This window comes from Variovorax sp. P1_H2 (assembly GCF_056405295.1).
Map to the genome: position 1 here is coordinate 17,297 of NZ_JBFUCJ010000056.1, position 23,956 is coordinate 41,252.

Sequence of the window (23,956 nt, forward strand, 5' to 3'; positions counted from 1 at the left end):
TGATTCCGGGGTTGGTGTCAAAGGCCCAGCTGCCGGGCCGCGAGGTCCTTCATGATCTCCTCGGAGCCGCCGCCGATCATCATGACCTTGACTTCGCGGTAGATGCGCTCGCTCTGCGTGCCGCGCATGTAGCCCATGCCGCCCAGCAGCTGCACCGCCTGGTCGGCGCAGAACTGCATCGCCTGCGTGGCCTGCACCTTGGCCAGGCAGACGCGCGCCACCAGCCGCGCCGGATCGGCCAGCTTGTGCTCGATGCGGTAGGCCAGGTCGTAGACCAGCGTGCGTGAGGCATCGATGCGCAGCGTCATGTCCATGAGCTTGTGGCGCACCACCTGGCGCTCCGACAACGGCATGCCGAAGGAGATTCGCTGGCGCGTCCAGTCGACCGCTTCCTTCAGGCAGACCTCGGCGAAGCCGCAGGCCGATGCCGACATGAACAATCGCTCGGTGTTGAAGTTGTTCATGAAGGACTTGAAGCCCTTGTTCTCGACGCCGACCAGGTTGGCGACCGGCACCCGGCAGTTGTCGAAGCGCAGGTGCGCGGTGTCGGAACTCCACCAGCCCATCTTCTTGAGCGCCGTGCGCGTGAGGCCCGGGGTGTCGCCCTCGATCAGCAGCACCGAGATGCCGCCGGCGCCCCTGATGGCCGGGTCGGTGCGCACCGCGGTGGTGATGAAGTCGGCCCGCATGCCCGAGGTGATGAAGGTCTTCTCGCCATTGACGACGTAGTGGTCGCCATCGCGCACCGCCGTGGTCCTGAGCGCCGCCACGTCGGAGCCGCCCGAGGGCTCGGTGACCGCCAGCGCGGCGATCTTCTCGCCGGCCAGCACCGGCGGGATCACGCGCTGCTTGAGTTCCTCGCTGCCCGCATGAAGGATCGGCGGCAGCGCGATGCTGTGCGAATTCAACGAGGCCTGCAGCCCGCCGCCGCCGCAGCGCGCGAACTCCTCGGCGACGACGAGCTGGAAGAACACGTCGGCCGGCGTGCCGCCGTAGGCCTCGGGATAGCCCAGGCCCTGCACGCCGAGCGATGCAGCGCGCGCATAGAGCTCGCGCGGAAAGGTCTCGGCCTCGTCCCACTCGGCGACGAAGGGCGTGATCTCGCGCGAGATGAACGCGCGCAGGCCGGCACGGAACTGCTCGTGCTCGGGCGTGAAGTAGAAAGGCAGCGGGGGGGCCTCGAGGAATTCCATCGTTTCTCCTGACTGGTGCGAGACTAGCCGCGCGCCGACTGGCGGTCTTGCGCCGACTGGCTGCGCGGCAGCCGGTAGACGCAAGCCACGCAAGCCCGAGCGCCCTACGCTGGCGGCATCGACTCTCCTGGAAGTTGCCATGCCGCCCCTCGGACCCGATCCCGATCTGACCCTGTTCGCCGCGCTCGACCGCGCTGCACGCGCCCACCCGGACGTCGCCGCCTATATCGACGGCGAGCGCGCCTTCACCTTCGGGCAGACCGCCGAGGCTTCCCGCCGACTGGCCGCCGGCCTGCTGGCCATGGGGCTGCGGCGCGGCGACCGCATCGCCCTGCTCTCGCACAACCAGATCGAGTGGCTGCAGCTCTTCTTCGCGGCCTCGCGCATCGGCGTGGCGGTGGTCGCGCTGAGCGCGCGCTACCGGGATGCCGAGATCGAATACATGCTGGCCGACAGTCGATGCCAGGCGGTGTTCACCCTGAGCCGGGCCGACGACTTCGACTGCCTCGCGATGTTCGAGCGGCTGGCGCAGCGGCTGCCCGCTTTGCGCCATGTGCTGCCGATCGACGGCGAGCGCTTCTCCGGGATGGCACGGCAGGATGCCGATGGGCAGGTGGAGTCCGCTTCGGCCGACGTGCGGGCCGACGACCTCGCGATGGTGATCTACACCTCGGGCACCACCGGCCGGCCCAAGGGCTGCGCGCTCACGCATGCCAGCCTGCTGGCCTCGGCCTGGGGGCAGGCGCAGCACACCCAGGTACGGCCCGGCGAGCTGCTGCAGCTGGCCAACCCGTTCAACCATGTCGGCGGAATCACCTGCGGCATCCTGTCGCAGCTGCTGGCGGGCGGCCGCTGCGAGCTGGTGCCGGCCTTCAAGGCCAAGACGGTGCTCGACATGATCGGCCGGCATCCGCCGGCGATCCTGGTCGGCGTTCCGACCATGCTGACGCTGCTGCTGATGCACCCGGATTCGGCATCGGTCGATCTCGGCAGCGTACGGCTCATCATCACCGGTGGCTCGAACGTCGACCAGACGCTGCTTGCGCACCTGCAGGCGCGCATGCCGAAGGCGACGCTCATGAACCTCTACGGCCTCTCGGAAGCGTCCGGTGCGCTCGTGATGTCGCCGGCCGGCTGTGCCGACGCTGACCTGATGCAGGCCATCGGCCAGCCCTTGCAGGGCGTCGAGGTGCAGGCCATCGCGCCCGATGGCCGCCTGCTGCCGCCCGGCGAGATCGGCGAGCTGCGCTTTCGCGGGCTGGGCGTGGTGCGCGACTACATCGGTGCAGCGGCAGGATCAACGGCCTTCGCCGGCGGCTGGCTGCACACCGGCGACCTCGGAATGATCGACCCGCGCGGCTTCATCACGCTCAAGGGCCGCATGAAGGACATGTACATCCAGGGCGGCTTCAACGTCTATCCGGCCGAGGTCGAGGCGCTGATCGCCACCCATCCCGACGTACTGATGGTGGCCGGCATCGGCGTGCCGGACCCGGTGCTCGGCGAGGTCGGCCGCTACTTCGTGGTGCCCAAGGAGGGGCGCTCGCTGGAGGCGGCCGAGTTGCTGGCCTACTGCGCCGGGCGCATCGCCGACTACAAGATGCCGCGCCAGATGGTGCTGCGCAACACGCTGCCGATGACGCCGGCGGGAAAGATCCACAAGGCGCAGTTGCGGACGGAGGCTAGCGACTGAGCGCAAGCCTCTCCCGGCCTCACGGACGCGCAATCAACGTGGCGGCGCCGGCTGGGCTGCATCCGACCCCTGCGGGGGCGCGGTCGGCCCGCCGCTGCCGTACCGGGCAATGTGCTTCACGTAGTTGCGCCATGCCGCCTGCGCTGCTCTGGCGCTCGCCTTCGCCGCGTCCACCGCTTGATCGGGCGACGCAGCGCCATCGTTCTTGAGAAACAGCCGGAACGCCTCGTCCGCTGCCCGCTGCGCCCGCCTGGCCAGCGCATCCGCCCTTGTTGCCGCGGCCCTCAACTGGGCGGCATCCTGTGTGAACGGCTCCATGACACCTCCATATACGAAATTGGTTCTCATTTTCTCGAGGGCCAGTGTAGGGCGGTCGCCGGGATTGCGAAGGCGCCGGAAGCGCTATGCGAGAAGGAATACTGCATGCGCATACAGTTCGAATCGGGCCTCGCGCGCGAACGCCATGCGGCGAGCCACAATGGGCGGCAGGACCTCGGCCATGGAGTTCGATCATGCGCATCGGCGTACCGAAAGAGATCAAGGACAACGAGTACCGCGTCGGCCTGACGCCATCGGGCGTCAACGAGTTGCGGGCGCACGGGCATGCGCTGCTGGTGCAATCCGGTGCCGGAATCGAGATCGGTCTCGACGACGCGCAGTACCGGCAGGCCGGCGCGGCATTGGCGCCAAGCGCCGAAGAGGTCTATGCCTGGGCGGAAATGATCATCAAGGTCAAGGAACCGCAGCCTGCGGAATGCCTGCTGCTGCGTGAAGGCCAGATCCTCTACGCCTACCTCCACCTGGCGCCGGACCCCGTCCAGACGGCGGCCCTGGTGAAGTCCGGCGCCGTCTGCATCGCCTACGAGACCATCACCGGTCCCGGCGGCGGCCTGCCGCTGCTGGCCCCGATGAGCGAGGTGGCGGGGCGCATGGCGATCCAGGCCGGCGCCGCCTATCTCGAAAAGTCCAAGGGCGGCCTGGGGCTCCTGCTCGGCGGCGTGCCCGGCGTGCCGCCCGCCCATGTCGTGATCCTGGGCGCGGGCGTGGTCGGAACGAACGCCGTACAGATGGCCGTCGGCCTCGGGGCGCGGGTCACGATCCTCGACCGCAACATCGATCGACTTCGGTCCCTCGACCTGATCTTCGGCAATCGCGTGGAGACCGCGTACTCGACGACGCACGTGGTGGAAGCGCGCATCGCCGGCGCCGATCTGGTCATCGGCGGCGTCCTCATTCCAGGCGCCGCCGCGCCCAGGCTGGTGACGCGGCAAATGGTGGCCGGCATGAAGAAAGGAGCGGTCGTCGTGGATGTCGCCATCGACCAGGGCGGGTGTTTCGAGACTTCGCATGCAACGACGCACTCCGACCCCACGTTCATCGTCGACGGCGTCATCCACTATTGCGTCGACAACATGCCCGGCGCGGTCCCGCGCACATCCACGTTCGCGCTCAACAACGCAACCCTCGGGCACGCCCTGGAGATCGCCGACAAGGGCTGGAAGCGCGCTGCCATCGACGACCCGCATCTGCGAGACGGGCTCAACGTCGTGCACGGCCACGTGACGCACGAAGCCGTCGCGCGCAGCCTCGGACGCGACTACGTGGACGCCTCCGGCCTTCTCGCCTGACGCCGGCCCATGCTGCAGCGCTACCGCAGGTACGCGAGGTCGCGAATGTCGGAGCGAATCGCGGCCCGATCTGCCCGATGCAGCGTCAGGCTGATCAGCAGTTCCAATCGACGGCGCAACGCGTACAGCATCTGGATCGCCGCGTGGGCGGTTTCTTCGGGATTGCCGAGTGCGGCAATATCCGGAAAGTCCCACAAGGCAGCGTCGGGTTGGCCCGGCCACCGGGGCTGCACCGGCAGTGTCGCCTCGTCGAGCGTGATGACGAAATCCGCCCGAGGCGCGCCTGCCCTCGCCAGATCGACCCAGCTGTGGGGCGATATAGGCGGAACCGGGATGCTCGCGCTGGCGAGGGCGCCAACCGCGGCGGGATGAATCGCGGCACTGACATCCCCGGGTTGGCCGCACGAGGTGACGGAAAAACCATCTCCTCCGAGGTGGGCAAGACAAGCCTGGGCAAGGATGCTGCGCAAGGAATTGCGGCGCGAGACGAAGATCACTGCAATGCGCTTTGCCATTGAAACCTGAACGCAACGAACGATGTGAACAGCGTAGAGCGGCGCAGGCAATGTCCGCAAGAGCGCTGACCCCAGGGCGGGCCCGGAGGCTCGGTGGCGATTGATCTTCGTCAAGGGCAGCGGCCATCCCGCGACCGAAGATGGTCCATTCGCATTCGAACGGACGTCCGTGGAATTCAGAACCATCCTTGTGCATCTCGACAGCTCGAGGCAATGCGCAGTTCGCGTCGATTTGGCGGCTTCGCTCGCCCGGGCCCAGGGCAGCCACCTGATCGGTCTCCTGCCGACGGGCCACCGCGACGGCAGCGCGGCATCGAAGGCGATCGAACATGACTTCAGGGAGCGCATCAGGATGTCCGGTCCCTTGTCCTTCGACCTTCGCCGGATCGACAGTGCATCGCCCGAAGCCATTGCCCGTTGCGGCCGCGCCGGCGAGCTGGTCGTCGTCGGCCAGGTGGACCGCGACAACTCGGAAGCCACGTGCCACGGATGCCTGCCCGAACAGCTCGCGCTCCAGGCGGAGCGGCCCGTCCTCATCGTTCCCTGCGAGCGGATCTCTGCATCGGTCGGCAAGCATCTGCTGGTCGCGTGGGAAGGCACGCGGGAGTCGGCGATGGCACTTCGCGGGCTGACGCCGTTGCTCTCCCGTGCCTCGAGCATCAGCCTGATTTCCCCGCTCAGGGAGAACCGCGCCCCGGGCGCCGGCACGTTGCCGGTGCCGAGGACCCTCGCCTGGCTGCAACGCTACGGAATCCGGGCCGAAGCCATCCAGCACCCTCGCACCATGGGCCTCGCGGACGCCTTGCGGTCGCGTCCGCCGCAAGAGGACATCGACCTTGTCGTGATGGGCGGCTACGAGCGCACCCGCCTGCGCGAGATGGTGCTTGGCGGCGTCGTGCAGGAAATCCTCACGCGCATGAAGGTGCCGGTGCTGATGGCGCCCTGATCGAGGACGCCGGATGATCCCCGACCGATCGACTCCAGGCCGCGAGCGAGGCCTTCGGCCGCACGGCAATCGTTGGCTCCTGGTCGCGGCGCTGCTCCTGGGCGCATGGTGCCTGACCCGTCCGGCCACGGCATCGGCAGCCGAGGCCATCACGGACCAGATGACGTCGAGGCGCTTTCCCGTGAAGCAGGTCTTCACGTTCCTGTTCCTGATGCTCGGGCCCTTCAAGATCATCGGGCCGTTCGCGAGCGCCACGAGGGGAGTGGATCCCGGGTTGACGCGTCGCATCGCCCTGTGGGCGACGCTCTACGCGAGCCTGGCGCTGCTGGTCGCGGCCTTCCTCGGAGAGGGCATCCTGAGCAGCTACGGAATTCCGTTGCCCGTGCTGGCCCTCTCCGGGGGGCTGATCCTGCTTCTGGTGGCCCTGATCAACATCCTCCAGCAGTTCCTGCCGCCGGCCTCGCACAGCGACGACGCCCTCCATGAAGACCGCGCTGACGCCGCTGGCCTTTCCGGCGATCGTCACGCCGTACGGGATCGCGGCGCTGGTCGTGTTCCTGGCATTGAGCCCGGACGATCGGGGCCGTCTGACGATCGGCGTCATCATGCTGGCGATCATGGGGATCAATCTGTTGTTCATGCTCATGACCCGGCATATCCTGTCGGTCCTGGTCGTGGTGCTGCCGGTCCTGGGTGCCGTGCTCGGGATTGTTCAGGTCGCGCTCGGACTCCAGATCATCAACAACTCGCTCAAGGCACTGGGCCTCATGTGAGTGGCCCTAGCCTTCGACGATGACCTCGAAGCGCTTCTCCCGGATCGCCTGCACGAACGCCCGGTAGTCGCTGCGGTTCTGGTCGCAGTATTCGACCGAGAACTCGCCGATGGCATCGTCGAAGGTCTGCCCCGAGCCCATGTAGCCGGAGATCATCGCGGCGTCGCCGGAGCGGGCATGGGCGCGCGCCAGCGCATGGGCGCACATGCGGCTGTATTGCCGAAGCAGGGCCGTGTCCCAGTCCTCGATGACCGCCGACATCTTCATGTCGCGCAGCTGGCGGACATAGAAATCGCGGCCGTTCATGTTCTGGGTCCATCCGAGGAAAACGTCGCTGGCCGCCTGCATGACGCGCTGCCCCACCACGACGCGCTGGCCGTTGTTGGGATGGATGCTCTTCCCCGCATAGGGCTCGAGCACCGAGGGGCGCGCCTCCTTCACCTGCAGGAACAGCGGGTCGTCGTCCGCCGCCATGAACAGCGCGACGGCACACGTCGTGCCGACGCTGCCCACGCCGACCACCTTGAACGCCAAGTCGAAGAAATGGAAGCGGTCGAACAGCGTGCGCGTGTGCTCGGGCAGGGTTTCGCGGTAGGAGGCGATCACCTCGGCATACCCCGACTTGAGGCCCGGGGCCATCTCGGCCGTCGGATGGAAGATCAGGGGAGGCTCGTCCTTGATCCTGGGCCTTGTCCCCTCCTGCGAGACCAGCTTCGGGTACAGGTGGTCGGGCACGGTCTTGCGCCGTTCCGTTTCGATCCGCTCGGCCAGCCGCTTGCGCACCTCCTGCAGGACGGCCGGATCGCCCGAACGATCCGCGTAGCGCTGCAGATCGATCTTGTCGTACCAGACGTCGAGGGCCCGCATCGACGCGTAATTGGCCATTCGTTCGCGATACTCGCGCGCCACGTCCGTCACCACGCGCGCCGCGTCGCTGTCGGGAAGCCGCAGATGCTGGGCCGCGATCACCACGCTCGCGGCCAGGCGCTTGAGGTCCCACTCCCAGGGGGCCGGCAGCGTTTCGTCGAGGTCGTTGATGTCGAAGATGACATTGCGCTCCGGCGTCGCGAAGCCGCCGAAGTTCATCAGGTGGGCATCGCCGCAGGCCTGCACCCGGATCCCGCTGTTCGGCGTGCCGCCGAGGTCCGCGGCCATCAGCGCGGCGGAGCCGCGGTAGAAGGCGAACGGCGACGCGGACATGCGCCCGAAACGGATCGGGACCAGGTTCTCCATGCGGCCCTCGTTGGTCTCGAGCAGGAGCGCGACCGGATCGCGCCGGCCCTTCGGCGCCTTCCAGCCCGCATGCGACACGCGCGGCACCTTGTCGCGCAGCGCCTTTCCCTTGGCGCGCCGTTGCTCGGCGGATTCGTAGGGCGTCTCCGCTGGATTCGATGCGTTCGCGCGTCCGTTCTTGCTGGTTTTGGCCATACCCGTCCTCCTGGCAATTGATTCTTGCAAGCCGAAGTCTTCAGCGCATCCGCCGCTGCGCCGAACGGACACACCGGGAAATCCTAAGCGGGCGGCACCCGCCCGGCTTGAGCCAGATCAACGCCGCGCAGTAAGGGTCTACCCGTGTCGGCCGGTGGCCGGATTCAATCCGGACGCCCCTCGGTAAGCTGCCGGACGACCGCGTCGCGACCGAAGCGCTCGGTCGCAGCCGCGGCGGGATCGATCCAGTCCGGCAGGTGCAGCAGCAGGTAGACGGCCAGGCCCTCGAGCCGGGGCTCGTAGGTTCGCCGCAGTTGCCGGATGGCCTGCAAGGCGGCCTCGTCGTCACGCCAGTTCGGCAGGATCCGGCGGATGGTGGGGGTGAGAACCCGTAGCGCCTCGTCATCCATCCGGCGGGCGGACACCTGCTGCACCGGCGCCACGCGCAGCGACTCGCTGGCTTCGTCGAGGATGCGCCTCAAGGCCGAGAAGGTGGCGGTGGCCTGGTGACGCCGGGCGTCGTCGGCCCCGGCGATGAGCAGCGTGCACACGTCCAGCACCACCGCCAGGGAGCCCAGCCATGAATGGCCTTCGTGCTGCGAGCGGTAGTACGCCAGCATCGGGTAGACGGCGTGGCTCTCGACCAGGTCGCTGGCCCAGATCTCCCAGTCCCTGAGCCAGCGTTCGAGCGCCTCGGGACTGTCGTGCACATGCCAGCCGAGCAGCGCGGCCGCGGTCGGCGGCGAGCCGGCGCGGGCGGAGAATTCGATCAGCTGAAGATCGCGTCGGGTGAAGTGCTGATAGAGCACCGGCAGGTAGCCGATGGTGAGCGCGATGAAGCCGAAGCCGGTGCCGGCTTCGACGATCACCAGCAGCCGCGCCAGCCAGTGGTGCGGCACGTTGTCGCCATAGCCGAGCGTGAAGAAGGCGTCGCCGCTGATGATGATCAGGTCGATCAGCGTGTCGGCGCCGGCTTCGGGCACCAGGCCCTGCAGCGCCCATTGCATCAACCCGAAACCGACGATCATGCTCGCGCCCCACAAGGCGAAGAGCATGACCATCGACAGCGGACCGTAGACCCCGATGAAGTCCTCGCGCCGACGGCCCTCGGGCCAACGGTCGGCGCACCAGGCCCAGACGTCCCAGGTGCACTTGAAGAAATAGCGGTTCAGCCGTACCCGCCGACGCACCGGGCGCGGCAGCAGAACCACTTCGAAGGCATCGATGAGGGTCGCCAGCACCAGGAGGGCGCCGAGCAGCAAGGCGATCAAGGGCATCGAGGACTGTCCGGTGAAGGAAACGCCCATCATGCCTCGTCTGCACCCGGGCCTTCTTTCTCCAGGCGGTGCCGAAACCCCGCCGAAGCCAGGAGCCCGCCCGGCGGGCGCCCGCGCGGGCGCTCAGGCGGCTATGAAACTGAGTCGGGCCTCGTGCGGCAGCCCGTCGCGAACAATGGCCCGGGCGTCGTCGTCCGCGAAGTCGAAGAGCGCATCCGGGATCTCTTTTTCCTCGAGCGCGAAGAGAATCTCGATCGCCTCCTGCTGCTCACTGGAGAATGCGCTGGCCTGGCTCAACTGATTGAACTTCGCGGCCGTCTCCTTCGGGGCCAGTGGGTGCAGCTCGAGCAGCTCGAGCACGAGCTTGATCTGCGAAGGCGTGAGGGGCTTGGGCGCGGCGGAACGCTTCATGGCGTCTGATCCTTTGGGTTGGGGCTCGGGACTGTTCCCTGGCCGTGGAATCAGTCTCTTCGCCGATTCTTAAGCGTCGCTGAAATGCGCGTAAAGAACCATGCCGGGTCGTAAAAACTCGGCCTCCGTGTGAGGAAAGTCTCGCGCCATCGGGGCAAAGGGTGTCGTTGTTGCGACATCCGCTCCGGACGGACCGATCCGGGTGTTGGCTCCGCATTTACACCAAACGCGCCTCCTGCAGCAAAAAAGACGCTGCAATCCGGCTTCGATCCTCTTGATCCCGGATTGGGAAATTGGCATCGATCGCTTGGATCATTCTCAATTGATGATCAGCCCCGTCCGAGATCAACGAGACGCCGGAAGTGACAGTCCGCAGGCGCAATAGACTTTCGCGCATCGATCACAACGGGAGGCGACATGTCGGACAGATATTCTCAAGAGAGGTCCACCCCTCGGATGCCAGCCTGTCGCAAATCCTTCTTTTCTCTTCACTTCGATGGACGGGCACTCAGAGCACTCGGCTCCAAGAGAACCATCTACTACCCAGCCGACTCAGGCCGTCCCATCAAAGACGTTTTCGACTATTCGATGGACCGTCAAAAAGTCCGAGAACAAGGGCCAATTCCGGAGGGCGCATACTGGATTCAACCCACTGAGCTTCAAGAGAACGCTTGGTACAGACTGCAAAATTCGCGGACGGCCTGGGGCGATTTCTGGATCACCATTCATCCGTTCCCCAGCACCGAGACGCACCAGCGAGGCGGCTTCTTCATTCACGGCGGCAGCACGCGGGGAAGTGCCGGATGCATTGACCTCACGGTACGCATGAAGCACTTCGCAAACGCTCTTGCCGAAGAACTCAAAGGCAGACAAGGGTGCTACATCCCCCTCACCGTTCGATACGACCGATGAAAAGGCTGTTCGCGTTCTTCCTGCTCGGGCTGTGTGCCGTACTGATCTTGTTTGTCGGTTACATGAACATCGAGTCCATTGCCGGCGCGTTCGGTGAAGGTCCGCCGTATTACGGGCGGACGACGAACATGGACAAATGGGAGAACCCACTCCCCATCCTCGCGGTGTTGGACGCGTTAACGGTCTTGATCGTTGGTCTGTGCGGACGATGGGCGCTTGGGCAAATCAGATAGCGGAGTCCGGAAAATATCTGCTCGCGCCGGAACATCGTCCGGCACCTCCCTTGCGCCCTCACCAGGCTTGCGATACCACCGCGGATAGAACGCCGCCACCTGCGGCCCGTCGGTGGCCAGCGCATGGCAGCCATCGAGCTGGAAGGGCTGCTGCGTCTCGGACACCGCGAGGTCGGTACCGGCCAGGGTCTGCAACACGCCGGTGCCCATGGTGCGCAGCAGTTCCGACATGTGGGTGCAGCCGCGCACGCCGCCGAACAATCGCGCCGTGGCCCGRCTGAATCCCGGCCCGACGCGCAGCCCGATCAGCGCCGCATAGTCGGGCGCGATCGCGCCGCAGATGCCGTCGAAAGGCGCCGAATCGGTGGCGGCCACGGCGTCGACGATCAGCGCGGTGGCATCGACCGTGAGCCGCAGCCACATCGAATGGATCGGCACCCCGCCCTGCCGCTCGCCGCCCGGGAAGCGGAAGTCGTGGGCCCGCACGTCCTCCAGATGGCCTTCGACCTCCCAGAGGCCGTCGGCGCGGCGGAAACCCCGGATCGTGATGGTGCGGCCGTGCACCTCGGTGCGTTCGGCGGAAGATGGCGGCAATGGCATGGCAGGAGCGTCGATGATGCCATCCGCGCGCGACCCGCGTCTTGCGTGCAATGGCTGTGCCGCGACAGCGAGTTGGCGCAAGCCTTGGGCGGGGCCGCTCGCTAAGCTGCCTGCTCCAGTGACATCCCGTCGACACACCGAGGAGCGAGACCGCCATGACCCCACCCCCGACCGCGCAGAAGACCGTCCGCATCGGAGGCGCCTCGGGCTTCTGGGGCGACAGCATGGTGGCCGCGCCGCAGCTCGTGAAGCTCGGCCGGCTCGACTACCTGGTGTTCGACTTCCTGGCCGAGACCACGATGTCGATCCTGGCCTCCGCGCGCGCCAGGAAACCCGAGCTGGGCTACGCCACCGACTTCGTCGACATCGCGATGAAGTCGGTGCTGGCCGAGGTCAAGCGCCAGGGCATCAAGGTGGTGAGCAATGCCGGCGGCATCAACCCGCACGGCTGCGCCGCCGCGCTGCAGGCGCTGGCCGAAGCCGAGGGCGTGGCGCTGCGCATCGCGGTGGTCGAGGGCGACGACGTCGGCGCGCAGATGCCGCAGCTGCGCGAGGCCGGCACGCGCGACATGTTCACGGACGAGGCGCTGCCCGAGAAGGTGCTGAGCGCCAACGCCTACCTGGGGGCGCTGCCGATCGCGGCCGCGCTGGCGGCCGGCGCCGAGGTGGTGATCACCGGACGCTGCGTCGACAGCGCGGTCACGCTCGGCCCGCTGATGCACGAATTCGGCTGGACGCCCGACGACCACGACCTGCTGGCCTCGGGCAGCCTCGCGGGCCACATCATCGAATGCGGCTGCCAGGCCACCGGCGGCCTGCACACCGACTGGGAAGACATCCCCGACTGGGCCCACATGGGCTACCCGATCGTCGAGTGCCATGCCGACGGCAGCTTCGTCGTCACCAAGCCCGAGGGCACCGGCGGCAAGGTGATCCGCGCCAACGTGGCCGAGCAGTTGCTCTACGAGATCGGCGACCCGGGCGCCTACCTGCTGCCCGACGTGAGCTGCGATTTTCGTGCGGTGGCGATCGAACAGGCGGGCCCCGACCGCGTGCGCGTGGGCCCGGCGCGCGGTCGGGCGCCCTCGCCGAGCTACAAGGTCTCGGCGACGCAGCTCGACGGCTTCCGCTGCGCCGGCAGCATGGTCTTCATCGGCATCGATGCGGAGAAGAAGGCGGTGCGCACGGCCAAGGCGATCATCGAGCGCACCGGCGAGATCCTGCCGCAGATGGGCCTGCCTCCCTTCACCTCGACCTCCTTCGAGGTGATCGGCGCCGAGTGGCTCTACGGCCCGCATTCGCGCACGCGCCAGGTGCGCGAGGTCACGATGCGGGTGGTCGCCAACCATCCGCAGAAGGCAGCGCTGACGATGTTCGCACGCGAGATCGCGCCCTCGGGCACCTCCTGGGCGCCGGGCACCACCAGTCCCGGCGGCGGACGGCCTGCGGTCTCGCCGCTGATCAAGCCCTTCGCGTTCACGCTGGCCAAGGCCCAGGTCCCGGTGGCCTTCGTGCTCGACGGCGAGCGGCATGCGGTCGCCATCCCCTCAGGTGCCGACGGCGGGCCGGCCGCGCCGATGGCCGAGCCTGCGGCCTTCACCGGGGACCACGGCGAGCAGGTCGAGGTCCGGCTGATCGACCTGGCCTGGGCCCGCAGCGGCGACAAGGCAAACATGTCCAACATCGGCCTGGTCGCGCGCCGGCCCGAATGGCTGCCGCTGCTGTGGGACCGGGTCACGCCCGAGTTCGTGCGCGGCTACTTCGCGCACCTGGTGCACGGCAAGGTCGAGCGCTTCCACCTGCCCGGCATCGCGGCCATGAACCTGCTGCTGCACGACGCCCTCGACGGCGGCGGGCCGTCGTCGATGCGCATGGACCCGCTGGGCAAGGGCATGGCGCAGATGCTGCTGGATGCGACGGTGCGGGTGCCGCGCAGCGTGGCGGAGTCAGCGGGGCGACACGGCTGAGCGCGCCTGTCTCAGGCCGCGGTGCCGGCCTCCGGCCCACCGCCCTCCAGTTCCGTGTACTCCGGGTCGAAGGCATGCACCCGTGCGCTGGGCGGTAGACCGAGAAACTGGGCCAGGCCGCGACATGGACCTGCTCGTGCTAATCGTGCAGCAGCGACTCCATCAACTGGCGCACGATCGCCAGCCCCGGTGCCTCCGTGCGCCGGCGCAGCGTGACCAGCCCGAAACGCGCGGTGCGCTCCATCGGCGGCTTCATCCTGAGCTCGACCAGGTCGGGTGCCGCGGCGCGGATCGCCAGCAGCACCGCATCGGTATGCCGCGCCACCTCGATCAGGCTCGAGACCTCCTCGCACTGCAGCGTCACGCACTGTGACGGATGGGCCTCCGGCCCGTAGGCCTCGATCAGGCCGCGGGCCACCTCGTCGCTCAGCGGCGTCGAGGCGATCGGGTAGCGCTGCACATCTTCGAAGCGCACGCCGTTGCGCTTGCGCGCCAGCGGATGGCCGCGCCGGCACATGAAGACGCCGCGCATCTCGCGCAGCATGCTCACTTCGAGGTCGACACCGGGCGCCAGCGAACGCGCATCGAGCACCAGCGCATCGAGCGTCCGGGCGCGCAGGGCCTGCGTCAGCAGCTCGGTCCCGCCGCGCGCCACGACCACCCGCACCTTCGGATGGTGGGTCGCCATGTGCATCAGCAGCGGCGTCATCAGCATCGCGCCCGGCCCCGAGCCCATGCCGATGCGGATGGCGCCGCCCTGCCCCTGGCGCATCTGCCCGCCGCTGTCGCGCAGCTCGCCGGCCTCGAACACCAATTGCCTCGCACGCACCACCACGTCGCGCCCGAACGGCGTGAGCTCGCTGCGGCGGCCGATGCGGTCGAACAGCGGCATGCCGAGCTCGTCCTCGAGCGCGCGGATGCTGCGGCTGAAGGCCGGCTGGGTGATGCACATCGCCTGCGCGGACTTGCTGAACGAGCCGCTCTCGGCCAACGCGATCAGGTGCCGGAGTTGCACCAGCGTCATGGGACGGCCCTCGAAGATCCATGCATTGAAGTAATCATCTGGCGGACAACAATGCATTGGATGTTCTCATGCGCCACTCCTACGATGCAAGCGCGTCCCCCATTTCGAGGGACGGCCCCACAGCCCATCGTCAGGAACCCCATGAAGCGCTTCTTCCAACGTTCGATCGCCGGCCTGTTGCTGCTGGCCGCAGGCGCCGCCTTCGCCCAGTCCTACCCGAGCAAGCCGGTCAACCTGATGGTGCCGTACCCCGCGGGCGGCCCTTCGGATGCCGCCGCGCGCATCTTCACCGTGCCGCTGGGCAAGGAACTGGGGCAACAGGTGATCGTCGAGAACCTCGGCGGCGTCGCCGGCGCGCTGGCCGCGCAAAAGGTGCTGGCGGCGCCCGCCGACGGCTACTACCTGTTCCAGGGCTCGCCCAACGAAGTCATCCTTGCGCCGCTGGCCAACGCCGCCGTGAAGCTCAAGGCCGAGGACTTCCGCCTGGTGCATCCGGTGACCGATGCGGTGATGGTGGTGGTCGCGCGCAAGGAACTCCCCGCCAACAACATCGACGAGTTGATCGCGCTGGCGCGCAAGTCGGGCGACAAGCCGCTGACCTACGGCAGCGTGGGCATCGGCTCGCTCTACCACCTGATCCTCGAGGACGTGCAGCGCCGCACCGGCATCCAGCTGATCCACGCACCCTACAAGGGCAACGCACCGCTGTTGCAGGACATCGGCGGCGGCCAGGTCGATTTCGCGGTGCTGGTGTACAGCGCCGGCATGGGCGCGATGGCCGACCAGGGTCGGCTGAAGGTGATCGGCCAGCTCGGCGCCCAGCGCTCGGAGCTGCTGAAGAACGTGCCCACCGTGAGCGAGGGCAGGGAGCTGAAGGATTTCTCGTTCCAGATCTGGAGCGGCTTCATGGTGCCGAAGAACACGCCGGAAGACGTGGTGCAGCGCTTGCACAAGGCGATCGGCGCCACCTTGAAGGACCCCGGCGTGCGCTCGCAGCTGGCGGCCCAGACGCAGTTGGCGGCGCCGCCGATGTCGCTGGCCGAAGCGGCGAAGTTCTACGAGAACGAGACCGCGCGCTACCGTGCGATCGCCAAGTCGATCAACCTGCAACCGCAATAGGCAACAGGAATCCCATGAGCGCACTCCTCGATCAACTGCACAGCCAGGCGGAAGAATTCATCGGCCTGCGACGCGACATCCACCACCACCCCGAACTCGCCTTCGACGAGCACCGCACCGCGGCCCTGGTGGCCGAGAAGCTGCAGGCCTGGGGCTACGAGGTCGAGCGCGGACTCGGCGGCACCGGCGTGGTGGGCCGGCTGGTGCGCGGCAGCGGCCGGCGCCGGCTGGGCCTGCGCGCCGACATGGACGCGTTGCCGATCGACGAGGCCACCGGCCTCGGCTACGCCAGCTGCAACGCCGGCGTGATGCATGCGTGCGGCCACGACGGCCACACCGCGATGCTGCTGGCCGCCGCCCGGCATCTGGCCGAGCGGGGCCGCTTCTCGGGCACGCTGAACCTGATCTTCCAGCCGGCCGAGGAAGGCGGCGGCGGGGCGCTGCGGATGATGAACGACGGGCTGTTCGACAAGTACCCGTGCGATGCGATCTTCGCGATGCACAACATGCCGGGCATGCCGCAAGGGCGCCTGGTGCTGCGCGAAGGCCCTGCGATGGCCTCCTCCGACTACGCCACGGTCACCCTCACCGGGGTCGGCGGCCACGGCGCCATGCCGCACCGCGCGGCCGACCCGGTCGTCGCGGCGGCCAGCATCGTGATGGCGCTGCAGACCGTGGTGTCGCGCAACGTCGACCCACTGCAGATGGCCGTGGTCACGGTCGGCGCGATACACGCCGGCAAGGCCAACAACGTGATCCCTCAGCAGGCGACGCTGGAGATCAGTATCCGCGCGCTCGACCGCGAGGTGCGCGCCACGCTCGAGCGGCGCGTGAAGGCGCTGATCGCCGCCCAGGCCGAGAGCTTCGGTGTCACGGCGCGGATCGACTGGCGGCCGGGCTATGCGGTGCTGGTCAACACGCCCGAGGAGACCGCCTTCGCACGCGAGGTGGCGCTCGAACTGCTCGGCGCCGACAAGGTCACGCTGCAGGGGCCGGCCCTGCCGGGCAGCGAGGACTTCGCCTTCATGCTCGAGAAGCTGCCGGGCAGCTACCTGTTCATCGGCAACGGCGACGGCGACAGTGCCGGCGCCTGCATGGTGCACAACCCGGGCTACGACTTCAACGACGACAACGTGGCGATCGGGTCGGCATACTGGGCGCTGCTGGCGGAGCGCTTCCTGGCGGCCTGAAGAAAAGCGAACCGCGCCCAGTCCCGGGGCGCTCCCCTCGCAGCAGTGCGGCGCGCGGCGCATAATACGCGCCCCTCCATCCGGAAGCGCTGACATGGAACAGTTCGATCAGGCGAAGGTCGTCTCCGTGCTCAACCGGCTACTTGAAGCCGAGCTGGCCGGCGTGGTGCGCTACACGCACTACTCCTTCTTGGTGTTTGGTTTCGGCCGCATTCCCATCGTCTCGTGGCTGCGCGAACAGGCCGACGAATCGCTGCTGCACGCGCAGCAGATCGGCGAGTGGATCACCACGCTCGGCGACTACCCCTCGCTCGCGATCGGGCCACTGCTCGATTCGCACCAGCACGACATCGCCGCCATGCTGCGCGAATCGCTCGACACCGAGGCGCGTGCGCTGGCCCTGTACCGCGAGTTGCTGTCGCATGTGGGAGGCCGCTCGGTGGCGCTGGAGGAGTTCGCGCGGCAGATGATCCACGCCGAGGAGTTGCACGCCGCGGACGTCGACAAGATGCTGCGCAAGCCAGGCAACGTGGCGGCGTTCTCGCCGAAGCCGGTGCCCTGAGCCTTCTGCCGCTCACGGTCGGCAGCATGAATGTTGCACTGGCCCCGCGTCGGAGCCGAAGCAGGCGCGACAAACGAATATCAACCGTGCCGAACAGCAATATGAACTCGCCGAGACCGCCGACCCCGCACGAGTTCGCCGTACTGCGCGTGCTTCGTTCGGATGCTGAACGCCTGCCGCGCACAGCCGCGAGGATGGCTGCGACCTATCTCCCCACCCTTCAGGTACCCGACTCCTGGCGGCCCGTGCTGGCACGAGCGCTCGACGAGCGAGCCGGCAACGCGACATGTCCGCCGCTGGACGAGTTGCATGCCGAGTACGGCAGACTCGGTGCCTGGCTGCCCGCGTCATATCACGGCGATGCCATGGACGCGCGATTCTGGCTAGTGGGTCTGGACGAGCGCGCGGCCGAATACCTGCCCCGACCATCAATCAAACCCTGATCGACGCACCGGCATCGTCATCTCGCGAAACGCCTTCGATATTCCACAAGGCTCACACCCAGTCGACGACCAAACGCCCGCCGAAAGCCGTCCACATTCGCATAGCCCACCGCATCGGCCAGTCGTTTGGCCGGCAAGTCCGACTCCTCGGCCAAGCGACGAGCTGCGTCGATCCTCGCATTCTCGACAAACTCCGCGGGCGTCGTCCCGGTCTCGCTGCGGAAGATCCGCGCGAAGCTCCTTTCGCTCATGCCTGCGCGTGACGCCAGGACGGGCACGGACAGATCGTCCTTCAGATTCGCAAGCACGTAGTCCTGCACCTCGCGCACACCGGAACGCTCGGACGTCTGCGCCGCCAGGTGGGCACTGAACTGGCTCTGCCCGCCGGGGCGCTTGAGGAACATCACCAGCTCGCGCGCCACGCGCAGCGCGAGTTCGCGGCCGTGATCCTCTTCCACCATCGCGAGTGCGAGATCCATGCCGGCGGTCACCCCGGCGGAGGTGAAGAGCTTGCCGTCCTTCACATGGATGGCGTCCGCTTCGACGCACGTACGGGGGTATGCCGCCGCGAGGCGGGCAGCGGAATTCCAGTGCGTCGCCACCCGCTTGCCGTCGAGCAGCCCGGTGGCCGCCAGCACGAAGGCGCCGGTGCATACCGAGCCATAGCGTCGCACGGCGCGAGACTGGCGCCGCAGCCAGTCCTGCAACTGGACGTCGCTCGCCATGTCCTCGATGTTGGGGCTGCCCGCGACGAGCAAGGTGTCGATGGACCCGCGATGGGTCGCCACGGTCGCGTCGACGGCCAGGCGCAACCCGCTGCTGCTCTTGAGCATGCCTTCCTCGGCGCCGATCACCTGCACCTGATAGGCACGGGGCTTGCCGAGCTGGCGCGATGCCTCGGCGAATACGTCGGCAGGTCCTGCGACATCAAGCAGTTGGACACGGGGAAATGCGAGTATGGCGATGCGCATGGCTGACAAAGCCCAATGATTGGCAGAAAACGCCGTACGTTGGCAAGGGCGATGACGGAAGTTTGGCAGAAACTAGCAGTCCCTGCAAAAGCTGCCAAAGGAACCTGCTGTGCAAAGCCCGTCCATGAACCCGTCCCTCCCGTTGTATCCGCACTGCGAATCTTCCGTACGCAACCTGCCTGTCAGCCTGTTTGGATCGGTCATGGGCCTCTCTGGGCTGGCCCTTGCCTGGCGGCTTGCGCACAGCAGCCTGGGTGCGCCGGCCTTTGTCGGCGAGGCCATCGGAGCGTTCGCTCTGGGCGTCTTCCTGCTTGTCTCTTTGGGCTATCTGGCCAAGCTCGCAAAGCATCCGGAGGCCGTGCATGCGGAGTTTCATCACCCCGTGGCCGGCAACTTCTTCGGCACCATCGTGATCTCGGTTCTCTTGCTGTCCGCCGTCGTCGGGCCGTATCACGCGCCCGCCGCGCGCGCCATCTGGACCGTGGGAGTGCTGGCGACTTTCGCGCTGAGCTTCGTCGTTGTCTCCCGCCTGCTCAAAGGTCAGGTGGAGGCGTCGCACGCCGTGCCGGCCTGGCTGATTCCGGGCGTGGCCACGCTCGACATCGCCGTCACCGGCGGACACATGCCCATGGCCTGGGCTGCGGAACTCAATCTGATTGCCGGCGCAGTCGGCGCCGTGCTGGCGCTCGTGCTCTGCGTGATGATCGTCAGCCGGCTTGTGCATCGTGACCCGCTTGCGCCCGCAATGACGCCGTCATTGATGATTCTGGTGGCGCCCTTCGCAGTGGGCTTCCTCGCGTACAGCAGTATCGTTGGCGGCATCGACCGCTTCGCCGCGCTGCTCTTCTACTTCGGGCTGTTCATGTTCGCCGTGGTCGCGCCGAAAGTGTTCCGCCCGAGCGTCAAGTTTTCTCCGGCTTGGTGGACGATCGGCTTTCCGATGGCGGCGCTGGCCAACGCAGCGCTGAAGTATGCGCAATTCCGGGCGAGCGGGCCGCTCTGGGTCCTCGCCGCAGTGCTGCTGGGCGCGCTGAGCTTGGCGTTGGCGGTTCTGACGGTACGGACGGTGCGGATCGCGCTCAACGGAACGCTGTTCACATGAGCCGGGGTTGCCTTCCCACGCCATCGGCTGCTGGTTTTTCGCATGCAGATGGTGGTGGGTGAACGGCCGGGCCCCGGGCGGCCGTCGGCCTACAGAAGATCCTTCAGCCGCGCCCGCAGCCGGCTGATCGCCTGGCTGTGCAGCTGGCAGACCCGGCTCTGGCTGACTTCGAGGATGGCGCCGATCTCGCGCAGGTTCAGCTCTTCCTCGTAGTACAGGTTCAGCAGCAGCTGGTCGCGCTCGGGCAAGGCCGAGATGGCGTCGATCAGCTGGTGGCGAAAGCCGCTCTCGAGCAACTGCTCGAGCGGATCGTCGCTGGAAGCCTGGCCCTTGCGGGCCTGCTGCGCGTGCAGGTCGAGGAACGGATTCTCCGATTCGCCCTTCGCGAAGTCCTCGACATAGACCAGCTGGCAGCCATGGATCTCCTGCAGCAGCGACTGGTAGGCCTCCAGGTCCATCTTCAGTTCCTTCGCGATCTCCCCTTCGGTCGGAGATCGGCCGAGCCGGTGCTCGAGCGCGTGGATCGCCTTCTCGACCGCGCGCGCCGACTGGCGCAGTCCGCGCGAGCCCCAGTCGCTGGCACGCAGCTCGTCGAGCATGGCGCCGCGGATGCGCTGGCTGACGAAGGTCTCGAACTGCGCGCCCTTGTTGTCCTGGTAGCGGCTCGACGCATCGAGCAGGCCCAGCATGCCGGCCTGGATCAGGTCGTCGAGCTCGACGCTCGCCGGCAGCTTGGCGATCATCTGCAGCGCGATGCGTCGCACCAGCGGCTGGTGCTGCTCCAGCAGGTGAGACTTCTCAATGGTGCCCTGTGCGGTGTACACGTGCGGTCCTTTGTTGCTTGACGGTTGATCGGTTCGTTTCTCTCAGGCGACGGCCGTGCTCGGCACCGGCGTCGCCCGAAGGGACGGCAGGTCGATGCGCGGACCGCCCGGCGGCGCCGCGACGGATCGCGGGCCGCGCCCGCGCGGAACGGCCGTGCGCCAGGGCCAGCCGGCCATGTCGACCGCGATGCGGCGGAAATCCACCGCCGCCGGGCTGGCCGGGAAGGCCTCCACCACGGTCTGCCGCAGACGCCGCGCGTCCGCCAGATGTGGATCGGAGCGCACCCAGCCGGCCGCCTCGAGCGACACCGCGAGGTAGCGGCTGCCGGTGCTGGCGAGGTTGTGGGTGATCCGTTGCGCCTCCTCGGCGCCGGCCACGCCGTCGACCAGGAAGCGCAGCTGCTTCAGTCCGTGCGCGTAGTGCAGTCTCTTGATGCCCGCATAGGCCGCGGTGATCGACGCCGCGTTCGGCTGCAGCACCAGCAGCAACTCGTCCGCCAGCCGGGCCAGCGGCGACAGCCGGCCCTCGTTGTCGGTCTGGGCGTCGATCAGCACCACGCCGCCGGGACACAGCACCCTCGGATCGATCTCGGCATGCCGATCGCCGAGCGGTGCCGGCAGCACGCCGACGCCGCAGTCGGCGCGGGCGATCGCGCCGTCGCGGGTCAAGCGCCGATCGGCGACATCGGCCAGGTCGCCGAGCGGGTCGATGGCCCAGGCGGCGCAGATCGCCGCCGCCGTGCCGCCGTGTTCATCGAGGACCAGCACGTCCTTGCCCTGATGGACCAGGGCCGCGCCCAGGTTCATGGTGGCGTCCGAGGCGCCACCGCCGGGCCCCATGCCCGCGACGGCGATGACGCGCGTGGGCGTATGCGCCAGCAGGCGCCGCAATCCGTCCGCCTGATCTGCAACCAGCTTGCTCATGCGTCGCTCCTCAACCCTGTTGCGCCAGCGCCCTGGGCTGCCGGGTCGGCGCGGTGGACTCGGTGCCGAGCGCTTCGAGCAGCACGAAGAGCTTGCCGACACCCACGAACAGCGCGTTGCCGGTCAGCGGCCTGCTGGAACGCACCGGCCGCCCGGTGAGCTGGTTCAGCAGCATTCGCGTTCGATCGGCCCACTCGCCCTTCGCCTGCAGCAGCCGCCACACGGTGGTGCTCACCTGGCCGGCGATGAGCAGCCGCTTCATCATGTCGGGGTCGCCCAGCTCGCCGATGCCGCCGATCAGTTGCACGCCCTGGCGCAGCAGTCGAAAACAGGGGTCGGCCTCGGCCGCCCAGCCCTGCCATTGCGCGAGTTGCTGCGCGCTCACCGCGTGGCCGAGGTTCGACAGCAGGTAGCTCTGGGCCAGGATCTTCTGGCCGCGCGCATCGAGCACACGCGTGACCACGCAGCGCAGCCGGGGCAGCGCACGCGGGTCGATGGCGGCCGAGGGACTGATCCTCAGCAGCACCTCGGCCTGCGCCTCGCACTGCAGCGCGGGCTTGCCGCGGAACGTCACGGCACGCGCCTCGCCGAACGCCAGCCCGAGCCGGGCCAGCTTGCCCGAGGCCTCGGTCACAGGGTCGATCACCGCGGTCGAGCCGGATGCCCGCGCCAGCCAGCGCTGGCTCTGGGCCTGCCATTCCACCATCGACTCCAGGCTCGGCAGCCGAGGCAGCACGTGCACCAGCGTGCGGCCGAGCGACTGCTGCCGCAGCCACTGGACCTGGCGCAGACCCGGCCTGCGCCGGGCCTCCATGCCACCCCGGACGGCCGCCGTCGACAGCCACTGGTTGGGTGCGGCGAGCGGCAGGCCGCTGCGGTCGGACAACAGCAGGCTGCCCTGGCATTCGTAGGCATCGCCGCCTTCGTTCGAGCGCAGGCCGAGCTGTCCCGAAAGGGCCAGCACATGGGCATCGCAGCCGGCGGCAATCTCGCTGCGCGCCTGCGCCATCAGGTCCTCCAGCACCGCCTTCTGGCCGACGGCCTCGTCGCCCGCGTTGCGCCAGAGGCGGCGCGCGCCCTCGAATCCGATCTGCGCCCCGGCCAGTGCGCCGGCCGCGGTCGCAAGCTCCTGGGCGTCATGCGCCATGGCGCGGATCAGGTTCTGGTATTGCAAGCGCAGCCGGTCGGTCTCGGCCTGCGCCTGAACGACCTGGGCGGAGGGTGCGGCGCCCGCGGGCTCGTCGTGCATGTCGGCCTCGGCCGGCACGAACAGCGGGTTGTGGCGGCGCGGCTGGAACACGCTGTCGACCAGTTGCGAACGATCGGCCAGCATCAGGTTCTCGGGCACCTTCTGGCCGCTCGAGACGTAGTGCACCGGCAGCCGGTGGCGGATCACGGTGTCGATCAGCGCGCCCGGATGCGTGGCCTCGTCGACCTTGGTGAAGATGCAGCCCGCCAGGTCGTTGCCGCCGCCGCCGTGGCGATAGGCGTGCACCACCTCGTTGAGCGTGTCGCCATGGCTGGTCGCGTTGAGCAGCAGCAGCCGCTTGACCGGCCGGTGGCTGTTGCACAGCATCACGATCTGGTCCGACACCGAGCGGTCGCGCTGGCTCATGCCGACCGTGTCGATCAGCACCATGTGCTTGTCGCGCAGGTCCTGCAGCACCAGGTGCAGATCGGCCGCGTCCTTCACCGCGAACACCGGCACGTCGAGGATCTGGCCGTAGATGCGCAGCTGCTCGTAGGCGCCGATCCGGTAGCTGTCGGTGGTCACCAGCGCCAGCTTGTCGGCGCCGAAGCGCATCACGCAGCGCGCCGCCAGCTTGGCGGTGGTGGTGGTCTTGCCGACACCGGTCGGGCCCATCAGCGCATAGACCCCTCCCTGCGCCAGCAACGCATCCTCGTCCTCGTGCACCGGCACGGCGCGGATCAACTCGGCACGGGCGAAGGCCATGCCCTCGGCGTAGCTCTGTCCGGTGGGCAGTTTCTCGAGCATGGCCTTCGACAGCTTGGCGCTGAACCCGGCGCCAAGCAGCGTGCGCAGCAGCCGGCTGCGCACCGGGTCCTGGCGCTGGCGGTCGTTCCAGACCACGCTCGCGAGCTGCTCCTCGAGCATGCCGCGCATCGAGTGGAGTTCGTTCATCACCAGGTCGGCCGGCGCGGCCGGGGCAAGCGGCGCCGCCGCGACGGCCGGCGAGGCGGCGACGGCCGCTGCCGGCAC

Annotated in this window: 23 protein-coding genes and 1 pseudogene; 12 read left to right on the plus strand and 12 right to left on the minus strand. The window is 68.0% G+C overall.

The genetic code is table 11. From position 1 onward, the window contains the following. Positions 1-17: 17 nt before the first annotated feature. Entirely contained in the window at positions 18-1,193 is a 1,176-nt protein-coding gene (locus AC1D2E_RS19355) for an acyl-CoA dehydrogenase family protein (protein WP_478198894.1), read from the minus strand. A gap of 139 nt (positions 1,194-1,332) precedes the next feature. Here AC1D2E_RS19355 and AC1D2E_RS19360 point away from each other — a divergent pair, with 139 nt between their 5' ends. Continuing rightward, positions 1,333-2,886, plus strand: a complete 1,554-nt coding sequence (locus AC1D2E_RS19360) for a class I adenylate-forming enzyme family protein (RefSeq protein ID WP_478198895.1) — start codon at positions 1,333-1,335, stop codon at positions 2,884-2,886. Positions 2,887-2,919: 33 nt separating this feature from the next. On the opposite strand, the gene AC1D2E_RS19365 is transcribed toward AC1D2E_RS19360, so the two are convergent. Then, on the minus strand, positions 2,920-3,204 hold the full coding sequence (locus tag AC1D2E_RS19365) for a hypothetical protein (protein WP_478198896.1): 285 nt from the start codon (positions 3,202-3,204) through the stop codon (positions 2,920-2,922). 194 nt (positions 3,205-3,398) lie between these two features. On the opposite strand from AC1D2E_RS19365, the gene ald reads away from it, so the two are divergent. Next, positions 3,399-4,514, plus strand: coding sequence for an alanine dehydrogenase (gene ald / locus AC1D2E_RS19370; RefSeq protein WP_478198897.1), 1,116 nt, complete (start codon positions 3,399-3,401; stop codon positions 4,512-4,514). Between the two features lie 20 nt (positions 4,515-4,534). On the opposite strand, the gene AC1D2E_RS19375 is transcribed toward ald, so the two are convergent. Further along, positions 4,535-5,029 carry a low molecular weight phosphatase family protein gene (locus AC1D2E_RS19375; RefSeq protein ID WP_478198898.1) on the minus strand — a complete coding sequence of 165 codons (495 nt, stop codon included), beginning with the start codon at positions 5,027-5,029 and terminating at the stop codon, positions 4,535-4,537. A 100-nt stretch (positions 5,030-5,129) separates the two neighbouring features. Here AC1D2E_RS19375 and AC1D2E_RS19380 point away from each other — a divergent pair, with 100 nt between their 5' ends. The 3 genes and pseudogenes from AC1D2E_RS19380 (at position 5,130) to AC1D2E_RS19390 (ending at position 6,748) form a co-directional block, all read left to right on the plus strand. Continuing rightward, positions 5,130-5,975 carry a universal stress protein gene (locus AC1D2E_RS19380; protein WP_478198899.1) on the plus strand — a complete coding sequence of 282 codons (846 nt, stop codon included), beginning with the start codon at positions 5,130-5,132 and terminating at the stop codon, positions 5,973-5,975. A gap of 160 nt (positions 5,976-6,135) precedes the next feature. Continuing rightward, a pseudogene (locus tag AC1D2E_RS19385) lies at positions 6,136-6,417 on the plus strand (MarC family protein); the annotation flags it as partial. A 40-nt stretch (positions 6,418-6,457) separates the two neighbouring features. After that, a complete protein-coding gene (locus AC1D2E_RS19390; RefSeq protein WP_478198916.1) occupies positions 6,458-6,748 on the plus strand; it encodes a hypothetical protein in 291 nt (96 codons plus the stop codon). A gap of 6 nt (positions 6,749-6,754) precedes the next feature. Here AC1D2E_RS19390 and AC1D2E_RS19395 read toward each other — a convergent pair whose 3' ends face one another. The 3 genes from AC1D2E_RS19395 to AC1D2E_RS19405 form a co-directional block, all read right to left on the minus strand. After that, entirely contained in the window at positions 6,755-8,176 is a 1,422-nt protein-coding gene (locus AC1D2E_RS19395) for a DUF2252 domain-containing protein (RefSeq protein ID WP_478198900.1), read from the minus strand. Between the two features lie 164 nt (positions 8,177-8,340). Further along, positions 8,341-9,486 (minus strand): potassium channel family protein, encoded by a 1,146-nt coding sequence (locus tag AC1D2E_RS19400; RefSeq protein ID WP_478198901.1) that lies wholly within the window; start codon positions 9,484-9,486, stop codon positions 8,341-8,343. Between the two features lie 90 nt (positions 9,487-9,576). Continuing rightward, positions 9,577-9,864: a hypothetical protein gene (locus AC1D2E_RS19405; RefSeq protein ID WP_478198902.1), complete on the minus strand. Its 288-nt coding sequence runs from the start codon at positions 9,862-9,864 to the stop codon at positions 9,577-9,579. A gap of 588 nt (positions 9,865-10,452) precedes the next feature. Here AC1D2E_RS19405 and AC1D2E_RS19410 point away from each other — a divergent pair. After that, positions 10,453-10,776 carry a tlde1 domain-containing protein gene (locus AC1D2E_RS19410; protein ID WP_478198903.1) on the plus strand — a complete coding sequence of 108 codons (324 nt, stop codon included), beginning with the start codon at positions 10,453-10,455 and terminating at the stop codon, positions 10,774-10,776. A 176-nt stretch (positions 10,777-10,952) separates the two neighbouring features. Here AC1D2E_RS19410 and AC1D2E_RS19415 read toward each other — a convergent pair whose 3' ends face one another. Further along, positions 10,953-11,609 (minus strand): DUF2889 domain-containing protein, encoded by a 657-nt coding sequence (locus AC1D2E_RS19415; protein WP_478198904.1) that lies wholly within the window; start codon positions 11,607-11,609, stop codon positions 10,953-10,955. A gap of 155 nt (positions 11,610-11,764) precedes the next feature. On the opposite strand from AC1D2E_RS19415, the gene AC1D2E_RS19420 reads away from it, so the two are divergent. Continuing rightward, a complete protein-coding gene (locus tag AC1D2E_RS19420) occupies positions 11,765-13,576 on the plus strand; it encodes an acyclic terpene utilization AtuA family protein (RefSeq protein WP_478198905.1) in 1,812 nt (603 codons plus the stop codon). A gap of 139 nt (positions 13,577-13,715) precedes the next feature. On the opposite strand, the gene AC1D2E_RS19425 is transcribed toward AC1D2E_RS19420, so the two are convergent. Beyond that, a complete protein-coding gene (locus tag AC1D2E_RS19425) occupies positions 13,716-14,600 on the minus strand; it encodes a LysR family transcriptional regulator (RefSeq protein ID WP_478198906.1) in 885 nt (294 codons plus the stop codon). A 141-nt stretch (positions 14,601-14,741) separates the two neighbouring features. Between AC1D2E_RS19425 and AC1D2E_RS19430 the strand changes: the two genes are divergently transcribed. From AC1D2E_RS19430 to AC1D2E_RS19445, 4 genes are all read left to right on the plus strand, one after another. Further along, positions 14,742-15,719: a tripartite tricarboxylate transporter substrate binding protein gene (locus AC1D2E_RS19430; RefSeq protein ID WP_478198907.1), complete on the plus strand. Its 978-nt coding sequence runs from the start codon at positions 14,742-14,744 to the stop codon at positions 15,717-15,719. A gap of 14 nt (positions 15,720-15,733) precedes the next feature. Further along, positions 15,734-16,909 (plus strand): M20 aminoacylase family protein, encoded by a 1,176-nt coding sequence (locus AC1D2E_RS19435; protein WP_478198908.1) that lies wholly within the window; start codon positions 15,734-15,736, stop codon positions 16,907-16,909. 94 nt (positions 16,910-17,003) lie between these two features. Next, positions 17,004-17,471, plus strand: a complete 468-nt coding sequence (locus AC1D2E_RS19440) for a ferritin-like domain-containing protein (RefSeq protein WP_478198909.1) — start codon at positions 17,004-17,006, stop codon at positions 17,469-17,471. Between the two features lie 86 nt (positions 17,472-17,557). After that, positions 17,558-17,914 (plus strand): hypothetical protein, encoded by a 357-nt coding sequence (locus AC1D2E_RS19445; RefSeq protein WP_478198910.1) that lies wholly within the window; start codon positions 17,558-17,560, stop codon positions 17,912-17,914. A 17-nt stretch (positions 17,915-17,931) separates the two neighbouring features. Here AC1D2E_RS19445 and AC1D2E_RS19450 read toward each other — a convergent pair whose 3' ends face one another. Then, positions 17,932-18,885, minus strand: coding sequence for a GlxA family transcriptional regulator (locus tag AC1D2E_RS19450; protein WP_478198911.1), 954 nt, complete (start codon positions 18,883-18,885; stop codon positions 17,932-17,934). A gap of 124 nt (positions 18,886-19,009) precedes the next feature. Here AC1D2E_RS19450 and AC1D2E_RS19455 point away from each other — a divergent pair, with 124 nt between their 5' ends. Further along, positions 19,010-19,987, plus strand: a complete 978-nt coding sequence (locus tag AC1D2E_RS19455; protein ID WP_478198912.1) for an SLAC1 anion channel family protein — start codon at positions 19,010-19,012, stop codon at positions 19,985-19,987. Positions 19,988-20,076: 89 nt separating this feature from the next. Here the strand turns inward: AC1D2E_RS19455 and AC1D2E_RS19460 are convergent, their stop codons facing one another. From AC1D2E_RS19460 to flhF, 3 genes are all read right to left on the minus strand, one after another. Then, a complete protein-coding gene (locus AC1D2E_RS19460) occupies positions 20,077-20,811 on the minus strand; it encodes an RNA polymerase sigma factor FliA (protein ID WP_478198913.1) in 735 nt (244 codons plus the stop codon). Positions 20,812-20,853: 42 nt separating this feature from the next. After that, positions 20,854-21,735 carry a MinD/ParA family ATP-binding protein gene (locus AC1D2E_RS19465; protein ID WP_478198914.1) on the minus strand — a complete coding sequence of 294 codons (882 nt, stop codon included), beginning with the start codon at positions 21,733-21,735 and terminating at the stop codon, positions 20,854-20,856. A gap of 10 nt (positions 21,736-21,745) precedes the next feature. Further along, a partial coding sequence (gene flhF, locus AC1D2E_RS19470; protein WP_478198915.1) for a flagellar biosynthesis protein FlhF occupies positions 21,746-23,956 on the minus strand: 2,211 nt, incomplete at its 5' end.